Source organism: Enterobacter sp. ZOR0014, from assembly GCF_000798855.1.
Taxonomy (GTDB): domain Bacteria; phylum Pseudomonadota; class Gammaproteobacteria; order Enterobacterales; family Enterobacteriaceae; genus Enterobacter; species Enterobacter kobei.
Map to the genome: position 1 here is coordinate 1 of NZ_JTLF01000074.1, position 14,018 is coordinate 14,018.

At 42.8% G+C, this 14,018-nt stretch carries 14 protein-coding genes; all 14 read left to right on the top strand.

Going from position 1 to position 14,018, the window contains the following annotated elements; genetic code table 11:
- Nucleotides 1–422 (top strand): type IV secretion system protein (locus L977_RS03015; protein WP_047624672.1); only part of this gene is annotated, 422 nt, incomplete at its 5' end.
- A 162-nt stretch (nucleotides 423–584) separates the two neighbouring features.
- Complete coding sequence (locus L977_RS03020) at nucleotides 585–1,361, top strand: virB8 family protein (protein WP_047624674.1); 777 nt, start codon at nucleotides 585–587, stop codon at nucleotides 1,359–1,361.
- 2 nt (nucleotides 1,362–1,363) lie between these two features.
- On the top strand, nucleotides 1,364–2,161 hold the full coding sequence (locus L977_RS03025) for a TrbG/VirB9 family P-type conjugative transfer protein (protein WP_047624676.1): 798 nt from the start codon (nucleotides 1,364–1,366) through the stop codon (nucleotides 2,159–2,161).
- Complete coding sequence (locus L977_RS03030) at nucleotides 2,148–3,368, top strand: TrbI/VirB10 family protein (RefSeq protein ID WP_052192605.1); 1,221 nt, start codon at nucleotides 2,148–2,150, stop codon at nucleotides 3,366–3,368. Before L977_RS03025 ends, L977_RS03030 begins: the two co-directional genes overlap by 14 nt.
- 18 nt (nucleotides 3,369–3,386) lie before the next feature.
- Entirely contained in the window at nucleotides 3,387–4,394 is a 1,008-nt protein-coding gene (gene virB11, locus L977_RS03035) for a P-type DNA transfer ATPase VirB11 (protein ID WP_032679805.1), read from the top strand.
- Nucleotides 4,395–4,400: 6 nt separating this feature from the next.
- Complete coding sequence (locus tag L977_RS03040) at nucleotides 4,401–4,754, top strand: hypothetical protein (protein WP_047624679.1); 354 nt, start codon at nucleotides 4,401–4,403, stop codon at nucleotides 4,752–4,754.
- Nucleotides 4,755–4,773: 19 nt separating this feature from the next.
- On the top strand, nucleotides 4,774–6,288 hold the full coding sequence (locus L977_RS03045; RefSeq protein WP_047624680.1) for a type IV secretory system conjugative DNA transfer family protein: 1,515 nt from the start codon (nucleotides 4,774–4,776) through the stop codon (nucleotides 6,286–6,288).
- Nucleotide 6,289: 1 nt separating this feature from the next.
- On the top strand, nucleotides 6,290–7,264 hold the full coding sequence (locus L977_RS03050) for a toxin co-regulated pilus biosynthesis Q family protein (RefSeq protein WP_231563481.1): 975 nt from the start codon (nucleotides 6,290–6,292) through the stop codon (nucleotides 7,262–7,264).
- A 4-nt stretch (nucleotides 7,265–7,268) separates the two neighbouring features.
- Complete coding sequence (pilN, locus tag L977_RS03055) at nucleotides 7,269–8,960, top strand: PilN family type IVB pilus formation outer membrane protein (protein WP_047624681.1); 1,692 nt, start codon at nucleotides 7,269–7,271, stop codon at nucleotides 8,958–8,960.
- On the top strand, nucleotides 8,950–10,332 hold the full coding sequence (gene pilO2 / locus L977_RS03060; protein ID WP_047624682.1) for a type 4b pilus protein PilO2: 1,383 nt from the start codon (nucleotides 8,950–8,952) through the stop codon (nucleotides 10,330–10,332). Before pilN ends, pilO2 begins: the two co-directional genes overlap by 11 nt.
- Entirely contained in the window at nucleotides 10,307–10,738 is a 432-nt protein-coding gene (gene pilP / locus L977_RS03065) for a type IV pilus biogenesis protein PilP (RefSeq protein ID WP_047624684.1), read from the top strand. The genes pilO2 and pilP overlap by 26 nt, the downstream gene beginning before the upstream one ends.
- A 9-nt stretch (nucleotides 10,739–10,747) precedes the next feature.
- On the top strand, nucleotides 10,748–12,292 hold the full coding sequence (locus L977_RS03070; protein WP_047624685.1) for a GspE/PulE family protein: 1,545 nt from the start codon (nucleotides 10,748–10,750) through the stop codon (nucleotides 12,290–12,292).
- Nucleotides 12,285–13,349: a type II secretion system F family protein gene (locus L977_RS03075; protein WP_047624686.1), complete on the top strand. Its 1,065-nt coding sequence runs from the start codon at nucleotides 12,285–12,287 to the stop codon at nucleotides 13,347–13,349. Before L977_RS03070 ends, L977_RS03075 begins: the two co-directional genes overlap by 8 nt.
- Nucleotides 13,350–13,490: 141 nt before the next feature.
- On the top strand, nucleotides 13,491–14,000 hold the full coding sequence (locus L977_RS03080; protein ID WP_032679812.1) for a type 4 pilus major pilin: 510 nt from the start codon (nucleotides 13,491–13,493) through the stop codon (nucleotides 13,998–14,000).
- Nucleotides 14,001–14,018: the final 18 nt, after the last annotated feature.

Consider the following 14,018-nt stretch of genomic DNA (forward strand, 5'->3'; position numbering starts at 1 on the left):
GAACATTTAAAGTCGCTACATCACTTTTTTTGGTTGTCGGTCCATTATTCATTGCGTTCGGCCTGTTTGACCAGACGAGGCAATATTTTTGGGGGTGGGTGTCTCTTATGGGAGGATTCATGTTAACGCAAATTATTTTCGGTATTGCAATCACACTGGAAATAAGTTTCCTTAATTCCTTTGTTTTAACCTCGGATCCAAACGGAGCTATGAGCGGTTCGTTTAAAGGAGCATTTGCCTTACTGCTCTATTTCGGCACATTCACTGCCATCGCAACAGAGATACCCAACTACGCAGCTTCTGTTATGGGAGGCGCGCCAAGCGGTGCTCATGGCCTTAAAAAGCTATTCCTCAAAGGCACAGGTTTAGGAGCTGCTCAGCGCTTTGCAGGCTCATTTAGAAACCGTATCCGTTCGGCTTAACTACCGAAGTATCCTAAACATGGGGGCTAGCCCTAATGACAATGAAACATATTACCTGTCTATTCCTTTCTCTTTTTGTTTTGTCTGGTTGTGTATCAACAACCAATAAAAACATTCATGCAGACGAATGGATAAAGGTTAATAAATACACCGGAGATTGAAATGTTCAAAAGGAAAAAGAAAGACGTAATTGAACAGTCCTACAACATTGAAAAATACAAGGATAGTTTCACCCCCGAAGAAGCTAAAGAAATTAGCCTGGCAGTTCGAAGCTATACGTATGCCGCTCAGTTTTTTGAAAAGCATATTGCTGAGGAAGAAAAGGCTAAAGTAAAACAGTTTAAACGGCTTTGCATTTTTTTCGGTGGTCTTGCGTTCATGTCGGTTGCGGCTGTTTTATTACTCACTCCACTAAAAACAGTGGTTCCCTATGTAATCCGTGTCGATAATAATTCCGGCTATACCGATATAGTACGTACTGGTGCCGACCAAAGTATAGCTAAAACTGATGATGCTTATTGGTCGATGACATATATCCTAAACCGAGAAAGTTATGATTTCTCCAATCAGGATTTACGGTCAAAATTTGTTGAGCTTACTTCATATGCTGACGTATTTACTGAGTATAAGAACTTCCAGTTATCCAAGAAGGGGTATCTTGAGGTTTTAGGTGATAAACAGCAAATCAGGGTCAGTATACGTAATATCAGTGAGCCTGTACAAAGTGTAGATGGAAAAACAACATCTATTCAGATTCGCTTTGATAAAAATGTTCTGGATAATGTGGGGCAGCCTGTTGGGAACATCCCTCCGACAACCTGGCTTGCAACTATTGTCTTTGATTACAACAAACCACCTAAAATTAAAAAGGAAGAGTGGATGAATCCTCGCGGGTTTGCTGTACGTTCTTACCAGCTGAATCAGGAGGTTGGATATTAGTAATGAAAATTCAACTACTGGCGTTCTTTGTTATTTCAGCCATCGTCTCTTCAGCACAGGCTGAAACGTCCGGCAGAGGAACCCAGCTTGACAGGCGCATCCAAACAGCCACCTATTCACCAGACAACGTTTTTCGAATTAATGCTTCAGTTGGGCGAGCAACTATTGTCCAGTTTGAAGATGGCGAAACCATTCGCCGCGATAACGGTATTATGGCTATGGGTGATCCAAGCGCGTGGGAAGTTGGTCCTAATAAATCAGGCGATGCGGTGACAGTTAAACCTAAAACGGATCAGGAGCCAGATACCAACTTTATCATTAAGACTAATAAGCGAACCTATGTTCTGGAGCTGAAATTAGTTACGGATATTTCAAAAACAACCTATCTTTTGAGGTTTAATTATCCGAAACCGCCTGCGCCGGTTGAAAGTCCTTTTGTTGGTCGTGACCTGAATCAAAATCCATGTTCTGGTAATCAGAATAGACGTTATGAGAAAAAAGGCGACCTTGCTATCTCTCCTTCGGAAGTTTGGGATAATGGTACTTTCACATGTATGCGATTCCCGACAAATGCGCCTCGCCCTGTTGTCTATGAAGTTTTACCGGATGGGACTGAGACATTGGTAAACTCGCATACCGTTAACGATATTCTGGTAATTCACAGTGTCAGCACCATGTATAAATTACGTCTGAACAAACTAGTTCTTGCTGTCAGAACTCGCGTGAACAATACCGGGTATTATAACTACAACGGGACTACTACAGGCGAGATAAGAGAGGTGAAAAATGACAGAAAATAATGAGTCAGATGATCTGTTTAAAAACTTACCTCGCGGTGATTTCAATTTATTAGGAGTCAAAAAAGATAAGAAACCTAAAACAAAGATAATTTTGGTTATTGGCGGAGGTGTTCTTTTTCTGTTTATTGCTATCAGCTCTATCTTCTTTTTTGCATACCGGGCTATGCAGGCTAATAACCCTAATCCCGTCGATGAAACGAACGTCAAAGCAGATGCTGCATTGAATTCAAAACCCATTTCAGATGATGAGCTTCAAAAACGTAGAGCTGAGATTTTAAGGAGAAAGAAAGAAGAGGAGGCCAAAACTCCGCCTCAGCCAGTGCAGACGGCTCCCGCCATTGTAGCTGCCACGGGTAAGCAAGAGCCACCACCGCCGAGTGCGGCTTATTTACGTAAACTTAGCGGCGGAATCACGGTACAGGAAACGGGGGGCGGCCAGTCAGCTTCTTCAAGCAGTGATAGCAGCGAGCAGCAAACAGCTAACACAGCTGTCGTCGCGCCTGAAGCAGCTGCAGCGTTGAATCAAGACAGTGATAGCGCTGGTTTGGGAACTCCAGTGGATAATAGCAGGGGAAATCTTTCTAATTTAAGAGGAACCAGCTATGCATCAACAAGCGCTTACATGTCACCTGATCGTAAATTCCTCTTAAAGAGAAAATCTAATCTGCGCTGTGCGCTTTATACGGGCGTTAAAACGGATCATCCGGGTTTTGTAAAATGCATTTTGACGCAGCCGCTGTACTCGGCTGATGGCAGCGTTATTCTGGCCGAAGCAGGAGCTGAGCTTGACGGGGAGCAGAAGGTCGAAATCAAGCCGGGGCAATCCAGTGTGTTTACAACATGGACGGATCTTGAAACGTCTGTAGGTGTGAGGGCGAGCCTCAATGCGCTAGGAACTGGTGCTATGGGCGAAAGCGGTACCAATGCCTATGTAGATAATCACTATGGTCAGCGATTTGGTGGGGCTGTAATGCTCTCATTCATTCAGGATGCTTTTGCTTCAGCTGCGAATGCAACGAAAAATAATAATTCCACCTATTCATTCGATAACAGTGAAAGTAATGCTGAAAGTATGGCAACAAAAGCGCTCGACAGTAGCATTAACATTCCTCCTACGGGATATGTATTACCGGGAACGGTTATTAATGTGATCGTCGCTCAGGATGTGGATTTTTCTTCAGTGTTTAAAACACGCCCTCAGCGTTAATAATATTGGGAATTAAATATGAGTTTTGATAATGCAACGCTTGCTCGTGACTTTCTTAAACAAAGTGGTGTGCATGAGTGCCTTAATCGTGAGGGGGTCAGAGATGTTGCCATTAACCGGCCTGGCGAGATATGGCTTGAAAATGAGAATGGCTGGGTCAGGGAGGAAAGGCCTACGCTCGATTTGTCTATGTGCAGCCGCCTCGCTAACGCGCTCGCTGCATATAACAATCAGAGCCTAACCGTCAAATCGCCAATCAAAACAGTTGAGTTGCCAGATAACGAGCGTGGACTGATCGTAATGGCTCCAGCATGTGAGCCAGGCACGTTGTCGATGACGTTCCGTAAGCCCTCCAATGACCGTTATACGCTTCAGGGATATATCGATAGCGGTCGGTTTAATGAGGCTTTAGCTCTTACTGGACGCGGAACAGAACTGGAGGAATGGCAGATTTCTCTAAAGCGCTTCCATGCACAAAAAGACTGGCTCAATTTTTTCATGCTTGCGATAGAACGCCGTCTTAATATCATTATCTTTGGTGGTACTGGCTCAGGCAAGACGACGTTCGCGAAATCACTTGTAGATTTGTTCCCTGTACACCGGCGGATGTTGACTATTGAGGCAGTGAATGAGCTGAAGATGCCCTATCATCCAAATCATGTGCATTTGATTTATGGCGATATCATCACCCCGAAAGAATTGGTTTCCTGCTCGTTACGAATGAAGCCAGATCATATATTTCTTGCAGAATTAACCGGTGATGAAGCATGGGATTTCATGGAGCTTTTAAACACCGGCCATCCGGGAACGATCACTACAGCACATGCTAATGACACTCTTTCAGGTTACGGCCGCGTATGCGGAATGATTAAGCAATCTCCTGTGGGGATGGGGCTTGATTATGAGTACATAGAGCGTCGTGTTCGTACATCTTTCGATATTGTGCTTTATATGGAGCATACCCGTATTTTAGAAGTTCATTATGAACCAGAAACTAAACTTCGATTGCTTAATGCTGCGAGGTAACGATAAATGAAAAAGTATCTAATATGGACGGTGATATTTATTTTCGCTGTAATCCTCTCTGTCATTATCGGTAATTATTCAGGCGGCGCTTTATATCTTTACTTGGCTGGAGTGCCAGCAAGCAATGTAACATGGGATACGTTATATAATGGTGTCCATCTGCCTTATAAACATCCGGACTTTTCAAGTGCTATATGGGGGAGTGTTCTCGCTGCATGGATTGTATTCATTCCCGTCTTAATTACCGTTGTGACTATCTGGTTATTTTTGCTTCCTAAAAACAGATCTCTTTACGGAAATGCAAGGTTTGCGACCAATAAGGAAATGGAAGTGTTCCACTATAAAGGTGATTACAATTAATTTTCGTGAAGGGTGATTTATGAAAAAAGCGAAGCAGAAGAAATACCCCGGCATTATCTTAGGAAAGCATCCCACTAAAAATATATTTTTAACCAGCTACGGTCAGACTTTTGTGCTTCTTGCAGCGTCACCGGGGAGCGGTAAAGGGGTTAGCTTTATTATCCCAAATCTTCTTTCGTTTCCCGATTCTGTCGCAGTCAATGACCCAAAATTCGAAAACTGGAATATCACTTCTGGTTTCCGAGCTGCATGTGGGCATGAGTGTTACCGGTTCTCTCCAGAACTACTCGAAACACATCGCTGGAATCCTTTAAGCTTCCTAGCAACAGATGAACTGGATCGTTTTGGAGACATTAAATCCTTATCCTCCACATTGTTCGTTGACCCTGATGGAAAAAATCAGTCCTTCTATAACAACGCGGGTAAAATCTGTTCAGCAATAATCCTGTATCTTATGGAGACACCTGAACTGCCATTAACGCTTCCACAAGTGTATGAAATAACCAGCTTGGGGGATGAACTGCCTGGCTGGATTACAGATACTATTGAGGCGCGTGAGAATGCAAACAGACCTCTTTCAGACGAGACTATTCGTGAGCTGATGATTGTCGTTGCAATGTCAGCGAATGAAAAATCGTGGGGGATTTATACAGATATTCTTTCTGAAATCCTCGGCGTTTATGGTGAGAAAAAAGTTGCCTGGGCAGTATCTGGAAACGATATAGATTTCTCCAAAATGCGCGAAAAAAGAATGAGTGTTTATTTCTCTGTTACCGAAGGGGCAGTAGAAAAGTTCGGTACACTCATGAATTTATTCTTCACTCAACTTATGCGAGCTAATTCAAAAGTTCTTCCTGAAGATGGAGGCGTTGATGAAAATGGAGAGCCTATACTGAAATATCAGATAGGCATGTTTATGGATGAAACAAAAGTAATGGGGCGTATAAAAGCATTTGAGAATGGTCCCGCACTGCTTCGTGGATACGGATTCCGATTTAATTTTATTTTCCAGAATAAAGACCAACTCCGCGCACGTAATATGTATGGTACTGAAACAGCCAATGCCATGATGAATGCATTTCACGTAGAAATTGTGTATGCGCCACCAAAGCAGGATGTAAAATCAGCGGAGGAATACAGTAAATCTCTCGGTACTACTACTGTCGATGTTGTCAATCATTCTGATAATTTTGGACATAAGCAACGTAGCCGGACTAAAAGCAGGTCTAAACAGTCCAGACCGTTGATGCTTCCGCAAGAAATTCAGGAAATGCCTTATGACGAGGAGTTGATATTTGTTCAGGGGACAAGAAAATCCAGACCGTTAAATATTAAAGCCAGGAAAATATTTTGGTATGAAGAAGAGGTGTTTACTGCCCGCGCAAATATGCCAAAGCCAAATATACCACTTGCTTCTCCAGCGCAACTTTCTGGTCTTGTTATTTCCATGCGAAAAAAAGAGCAGGCGATTAATGCTGACTTTAATGAAGGTTTTTCCGCATTGATTAATGAGGAACAAAATAAAAGGCTCTGAAATGATAAATAAAAAGGTATTCATAGTCGCCCTGGCCGCTAATGCAATTTCAGCTTGTAGTTCGCCGCCAAAATTAACTGAGCCAGATGGCGACTGGATTAGTTTTGATGTACCTCAATCTCAACAAGTAACACCTCAGCCAGTTAAGATTAGAAATCCTTTTGCTGAGGACATGGCTAATCCAAAACTTTCAGTCGTAAGTGATAAAAATGAAATTAGGCCTTTGCTAACTTCTTCAACGAGCACATTACCAATGCTCGTTAAGTCCGACGGTAAAAATGTTCCGCTATATAAAGCTCTCAAAGCCATAGTTCCTGACTCTATGACGGTAAGGCTTGCACCAGATGTAGCGCAAAACTTCCGTTCCTCTGTTTCATGGAGTGGCGGCGATCAGTGGCCTCATGTTTTACAAAAAATGCTCGTTGCTAATGGCCTCAAGGCTGATGTGAACAGTTCCCGAGGAGAAGTTATTGTTCAGTATGCTCAGAAGGTCAGCGTACCTGTAAAAGCTCCTAATGAACTACCAGTGCAACCGACCAGCACAGCAGCAGCTGTTAAAGCTAATACAGCCACTGTTCTTAAAACGCCGCTTATCCCGAAAGTAACAGAAGGGACTAAGCCAGCGATGTCGGATAAATCAACTCAACAGGTGAAACATGATCCTGTTATCAAGGTTGCGCCATTAGCTAAACCTGCGCCGATTTTCAAACCGTGGACAATCGAAAAAGGAACAACGCTTAAAGCAGGTTATATGGCATGGACTTCAAAAGAAAATTGTCCAGTAGGTAAAGGTAAATGGTCTGTGCGCTGGGAGACTGATACAGATTATCCGATTGATTACCCACTTTCATTTAGTGCCTCAAATTTTGAAGACGCAACCAGCCAATTATTTAATTTGTACAGGAAAGCACAAGCGCCGCTTTATGTAAGCGGATATCGAAATCAATGCTTAATTATTATTAGCGACAGAAAGTGAAACTATGAAAAATAAATCATTAACTTTAATCGCCACCGCTTTATTGCTTTCTGGATGTGCTGTTCAGCGCATGAATGAAGTTAGTAAAGACGCGGGAGATACCGCAATCAAAGCATCATCGCTGATTCAGCAAATGGGTGATAATTATCCTGTAGTGCAGTTCCAGAATAGTCAGTATGTAAACACTGCACCCCTACCAAAGCCTAAGTATGACGCTCCGCCTCAAGTGGTAAATTGTCAGGTGACTTACAAGACAGTCAAGCCACAGGATATTTTCCAGTTTGCGCAAGACATGACGGATCAATGCCGTATTCGGGTTCGTGTTACGCCGGATGCAGCCGCCTATTTAGGCAGTGGAGGGGATAGCGGCTCGAAAACACAACGGCTCTCTTCTGTACCTTCTCCAGTTATCAACAGCGGAGAAATGAAGCCTCTGGCTATGTTCGGGGCTGAAGCAAACAGCAACGGTAACACCGCTTCCACAGGAACTGCTCGATATATTACCGATGTTAGCTATCAAGGAAACTTTGGTGGCGTAATGGATCTGGTCACTGGCAGGTTTGGTGTCTCATGGAAAGTTAGCGACGGTGAAGCGAGTATTTATTACCTCGAAACGAAGCGATTCGATATTCAACCTGCCGATGCCAAGTATGATCTAACAGGGACAGTTACAAGTGGCCTGTCCAATGCAACTGGAACAGACAGCGGTAATGGAGGGGGAACATCCAGCTCCGGTGTTTCTGGTTCTGGCGGTTCAACGATGTCCTCCACAGTAGCAATGGGGAACAACCTATATAAAGACCTCAAAGAAACTGTACAGAGCATGTTAACGCCGGGTGTGGGTCGGCTTAGTCTTAACGCCACCACTGGCACACTGATGATTACAGACGTTCCTGATGTTGTACGTCGTGTTGGTGACTATCTTGATGATGAGAACAGTACCCTTAGTCGCCAGGTGATCTTGAAGGTGGTTACTTACACTGTAAATACAGATGTAAGTGATATGGTCGGAATAGACTGGAATCTTGTTTGGAAATCCTTGAATGGGAACTACGGCATTAAGCTTGCCAATACAAACAGTGGCGTAGCCAGTGATGCCATATCGGGTGGTTTTAATGTACTGGATACAGCTACAGGTTCGGCAGCACAATTCGCCGGATCATCTTTCCTGTTGGATGCCCTTTCAAAACAGGCGAAGGTATCGGACGTTAAGACCAGTACAATAATGACAACTAACATGGCCGCAGCGCCGGTGCTTGTCGGTCAGCAAACGACTTACCTGAAGGATGTAACCACTACGGCATATGCTACCGGTGACGCAACTGTTCCATCACAGTCACTTACTCCGGGAAGCGTGACAACCGGGACAAACATTACAATCCTGCCAAAAATTCTGAAAGATTCAGATCGTCTGATGCTGAATATGTTTATGGATATATCGAGCCTTAAACAGATTCGCACAATTACGTCTGATACACAGAAAATTGAAGCGCCAGATATTGATACTCGCTCATTACAGCAACGTGTATGGCTGAAGCCAGGGCAAACACTCATTATGTCAGGCTTTGAGCAGAACACAGACAACTCAAACCGTCAGGGGGTTGGATCACCAAGTAATATTTTATTTGGCGGTTCACTGTCTGGAGCAAAAACAAAACAGAGCTTTGTTATTACGGTGACACCTTATGTACGTTAAATCCAAGATTAGGCGATCCAAACCGGAAAACATAGCCAGTGATACTGGCATACGCGTTCTAACTATTAACAACCATCGCTTTGTCGTGGGGCTTGAATGGGAGACAATAAAGGCTCACCGCAAGGTAATGCAGGAAGTTCGCAGGATTGGCAAGACGCGAAATCTTGATGTGGTAGCTATTCGAAAAGCTGAAGCTATTCAGGCAGGGTTTGCGCCTAAATCTCGTCAAAAGTTGCGTGGTGCTTATTCACTAATTGTCTCGCTTGCTTCCCTCCTTGAGGGAAGCTGTATTGCTGTAATTCCGGTAGGAACTAACGAGAGTGGCGAAAGTGAATACACTATCGTTGGTCGCACAGAAAAAGGTGCTATTCATCCTATTTCTGATGTTATTTATCCTGAGTCTGAAATTAAACAAGTTGTTCTGGACTTAAAGCAGGATTTGCGAGGCAATCAACAGAATACTGAAATTCCGGTTTACGGGGAACTGGATAAATTTACTTGGGTAACGGAATCTCTGGATTTAGAGAATATACTGAAACCCGAAAATATCAGGAAAGATTTTCGTCTTAAACCCCTTCGTTGGGGTATGACAAAAAATCAGCTATTCGGTTTTACAGCTGCGCTGCTGATGTCGGGCGTGGCTGTACTTTTTATTCTTAATCATCTTGATGAACAGGATCGCATTAAAAGGGCAGCTGTTCAGGCAATGATGAGGCAACAAGAGGATATAAACAAAAAAGCCAGATATCAGGCCGCTCTTGATAAGTTAAAGCATCCGTGGATAACAACATCATCAATCCCTGTTTTTTTACAGGGATGCAATGAAGGGTTAAAAAAACTCAATCTTTCAATTAAGGGATGGCAACTTGCAACAATAAAATGTAGCCAGGAAGGTATGACCGCCAACTACAATAGGCCTGATAATTCCTCAGCAACTGCTGATAGTTTTGTCGCTGCGGTTAGGCAGGTATACGGAACTGACCCGGCATTCAACATCACTCAAACTTCTATGGCGGTATTTTTTATTGAGCATAACTTACCGCCAAATGGTGATGATCCTTTTCAAAATATGGGTGATCAGCGCCTGAAAATCATTTCGCTATTTCAGGGGGTAAATATACCTGCATCATTAACTGAGGTCGCAATTAAGGATGTCAAAAAAAATGATGAAGGTGAGGATTTACCATTGCAGGATTGGGAGGAAAATACTTTCGATGTGCAAACAACTGTTCCACCTCAGCTTGTTTTTAAAAATGATGAATTCATTGGAGTGAGGATTAACAGTGTTATCTATGAATTCGGACAGGATGAAGGTTCTGTTACATATAAAATCACGGGGTCAGTATATGGTAAACGCATTCTCAAGCCATAAAAAGTTAGTATTGTTTCTTGCTTTCATCTCGTTCGGCGCTTGTGCAGATAATGGAACTGCCTGGGATTTAGATAACCTTCAGGCACAACGAACGCTTTATGAAGCAAAAGCTGCGCTAAATAAAGCTAAGGCTGAAGCTGAAAACCGAGAAAATGGTGTGGCAGCAAATACTAACGTCTTTCCAAATGGCGGCGTACAAGTCAGTAATGTTCCGGCAGGAGATACACTTCCGCAATTAGTTAAAATTAATGGACGTAATGCAGTTATCAGTATGCCTGACGGTAACACAACTACAGTCACAGCTGGGCAATTGCTTCCCGGTGGCCGCTGGCAAGTGGTCAGTATTGGTCTCGGCGGGGTTAAGGTAAAAAACATTGCCACTCAACGGACACAGATTATAAATTAGGAGTGAACTATGGATTACTCTGAACGTACTCATAGTCTTGTTAATATTGCTAAGCATTTACCGGGTATTAAAATTCCAAGCGAAATAGTTGATAATGTACGCCTTTTAAAAAACAACGAAGGTGATGGTTATCAACTTATAGTTATGGATAAGTTGGATAAAGACCCTTTATATTTTGACTTCAAAAACCAGTTGGTGAAGAAGTCAATAAGACCAACTGTGAAATGGGTGGGAAGGGAAGAGCTTGCCGAAATATCTAGCGCATTTGATATTTCGGTGTCTACATCATCAGATTCGCAAAGTGATGCTCAAAATAAAGTTATTAGCATTATCAAACATGCTGTTGATCAGAGAGCATCAGATATTCATTTCCGAATTGATACTACTTATTTCCAAGTGGCATTCAGAGTTGACGGTATCAAAAGGAATATCAAAAAATTTGAAGACTCTGCCGAAAACGGTCGGCAACTAGTAAATGCTCTTTTTAACTCGATGTGTACTGAACAAAGCACTAGCACACTGAGTTCCACTGAAGCGAGTGATGCTCGAATTAAGGAAGAGTTTGTATCAGAGTTTGGACTCAGTACCGGGCGATTTGCCAGCCGTCCAGGAAATTCGGGTACATTACTGGCGGTTGTTCGTCTGATCTCGAAACGTAAACAGCAGCTGGAGCTTGAACATCTGGGATTGACGCAGAAACAGGCCTCAGCAATACGCAGAACGCTTTCAAAACCTTCCGGAGCGATCTTCTCCAGTGGACCAACCGGCCACGGTAAATCAACGTTATCGCAATGTATGGCCGAAAGCGTAACGCGGGATGATTCTGGGATTAATCTTCTGACGGTTGAAGACCCGATTGAATCGCCTATCCGTGGTGCTGTTCAAACCCCACTCATTCTAGCCGACCGTAGCGATCGTGAGTTGATGGGGAAAGCATGGGGAAAAGCCATCTCAAACCTGATGCGTCTTGACCCTGACTTTATTTATATTGGAGAGGTCAGGGATAGCACGTCTGCCACAGGAGTAATAGAAGCTGCGCAGACAGGCCACAATGTTATAACTACCATTCATACAAGCCATCCGATAGATATCATCCAGCGCTTGCGTCGTTTTGGTGTGGATCAGGATTTACTGACCGATGCAACGTTGATTACCTGTCTGATAGGGCTGCGGCTTACACCATTGCTTTGCCCGAACTGCAAACGGCCATACACTTCGCACAAAAGCGAAATTGAACAAGAGCTGCAAGAGCTTATTGAAAAACATACTGATTCACACAATGCGTACCTCATTAATGAATCAGGCTGTGAGCAGTGCGAAGGTACAGGTATTAAAGGACGTACTGGTGTATTTGAAGTTATAGAGACTGATTATACATTTATGGCGCTTTATGAGCGGGAAGGTAAGTTCGCAGCATGGAAATATTGGCGAAATAAGGGAGGCGAAACGCTTTGCGGAAATATCACTCTGTTAATAAATCAGGGGAAAGTTGACCCCGTAATAGCGCATAAGAAAATATGCAATCTGGATCGGGATGAGAAATTTAATGAATAACTTTGAGCGTTATATATATCAAAGGACGTTCAGTGCGGCAGATCGAATAGAACTATATGATGATTTTAGGCAATATCTTCTCGATGGATTAAGCGCACAAGACACGTTTGCAAAGTTAATTGACAACTACACTCGCAGAGGAGAAAACCCCGGAAACCCTATCGGTAAAATTTTGAAAGAATGTAGTGATAATTTGAAAGCCGGTTTTTCATTATCTGAATCATTGCGAGAATGGATTCCGGATCAGGAACTAAGCATTATTGAATCCTGCGACACTGCCGGTAGAGTCGCGGATGGATTTCTTAATGCTATGTTCATTGCCGAAGGTACAGAGAAAATATTGAGTTCTATCAAATCGTCATTAATGATTATGACGTATATGTTTTCCTTGTCTTTTGGTGTTGTCGCCATGTTTTGTATATTGCTTGTCCCTACACTCAAACAAAATGTTCCATTAGAAAAGTGGAATGCCTTGCAATTATGTGTGTGGTACTTCTATGTAATAGTTACAGAATATTGGTATGTGATAATTGCTGTAGTTGGGATAATAAGCCTTGCTGCTTTTAAGTCACTTTCCCGCTGGACAGGAGATATACGCTTTTACTTTGACAGGATACCTCCATATTCAATTTATAAGCGCTTAAACGGGGCTACGTTTATCCTGAATGTCAATGCAATGCTTTCAGCTGGCATTCCTATGGAAACAGCCATAAATAACATGGTCGATTCATGTGAATCTCCGTGGATGCTAGAAAGACTTGAAGCCCTTCATGGTGCAATTGAATCCGGTGTGGAAAATTTAGGTACAGCGCTGGATAACATTGGGTACGAGTTTCCCGGCGATGCTGCCATTATTAAAATGAAGAGCCTTTTCGAAACCTCCAATGCAGAAGGGTCTTTGAAGAGATTTGCAGGTAAATGGCTCGACAAAACAGTTACATCAGTTGAAAAAACAGGAGAGTTACTCAGAATACTAGGATACTTTGGCTGTGCGGGTTCTATCGGTGTTTTAATATTAATTATGTCTGACTTAATTCAACAGGCGTTTTTCCATTAAGGAAAATGAATGAGGATTACAAACATCAAAAGGGGAACTGTAGATATTACTGTTCCGGTTATATCGTTTCTTTGTGTGCTGGCAATCATTGCTCTTGCTGAATACTTTATTCTGTCATTATTATTGAAATAAGGAAAAAACATGAAAACTGTAACTATGAAACGTGGGATTGCGAACATTACTGACTCCGTAACTTCTATCGGTATTATGTTAGTGATGATTGCTGCTGTTATGGCGTTAGCGTATTTGGGCTACTCTAAATTTTATGCAACGAATGAGGTGACTATTATCAGTAACCTTATCAACGAAACTAAAAACATGCGAGCAAGTAGTGGGTATGGTACTTCTGACTATAATCAGGCTCTTATTAGTGCTGGAGCGCTGCCTAGTAGCGTGGCTTACTCAGGGAGCACAATTAGCAACCGCTCAGGCGGTACAATTACGGTTAAAGGCGCGGGGGTTGGGTTTACTGTGACTGATACTATGCTTTCAAACAAAGATTGTATTAACCTTGCACAGAAATTGGGTACTTCCGAAATGGCATCAACCAAAATTAACTCTCAGTCTTTCACCGGTGAAGTTACTGCTGTAATGGCAACGTCAGCCTGTACCACCGATAGTAACACCGTGGCGTTTACTACTAAATCCTAAACCGACTCTTAATTAATG

Excerpts from the sequence above, each read along its gene's own strand:
- pilO2 (WP_047624682.1), top strand. The coding sequence starts at position 8,950 with ATGTACGTTAAATCCAAGATTAGGCGATCCAAACCGGAAAACATAGCC.
- L977_RS03070 (WP_047624685.1), top strand. The coding sequence starts at position 10,748 with ATGGATTACTCTGAACGTACTCATAGTCTTGTTAATATTGCTAAGCAT.
- pilP (WP_047624684.1), top strand. The coding sequence starts at position 10,307 with ATGGTAAACGCATTCTCAAGCCATAAAAAGTTAGTATTGTTTCTTGCT.
- L977_RS03030 (WP_052192605.1), top strand. The coding sequence starts at position 2,148 with ATGACAGAAAATAATGAGTCAGATGATCTGTTTAAAAACTTACCTCGC.
- L977_RS03050 (WP_231563481.1), top strand. The coding sequence starts at position 6,290 with ATGATAAATAAAAAGGTATTCATAGTCGCCCTGGCCGCTAATGCAATT.
- L977_RS03025 (WP_047624676.1), top strand. The coding sequence starts at position 1,364 with ATGAAAATTCAACTACTGGCGTTCTTTGTTATTTCAGCCATCGTCTCT.
- L977_RS03045 (WP_047624680.1), top strand. The coding sequence starts at position 4,774 with ATGAAAAAAGCGAAGCAGAAGAAATACCCCGGCATTATCTTAGGAAAG.
- L977_RS03020 (WP_047624674.1), top strand. The coding sequence starts at position 585 with ATGTTCAAAAGGAAAAAGAAAGACGTAATTGAACAGTCCTACAACATT.
- L977_RS03080 (WP_032679812.1), top strand. The coding sequence starts at position 13,491 with ATGAAAACTGTAACTATGAAACGTGGGATTGCGAACATTACTGACTCC.
- L977_RS03040 (WP_047624679.1), top strand. The coding sequence starts at position 4,401 with ATGAAAAAGTATCTAATATGGACGGTGATATTTATTTTCGCTGTAATC.
- virB11 (WP_032679805.1), top strand. The coding sequence starts at position 3,387 with ATGAGTTTTGATAATGCAACGCTTGCTCGTGACTTTCTTAAACAAAGT.
- pilN (WP_047624681.1), top strand. The coding sequence starts at position 7,269 with ATGAAAAATAAATCATTAACTTTAATCGCCACCGCTTTATTGCTTTCT.
- L977_RS03075 (WP_047624686.1), top strand. The coding sequence starts at position 12,285 with ATGAATAACTTTGAGCGTTATATATATCAAAGGACGTTCAGTGCGGCA.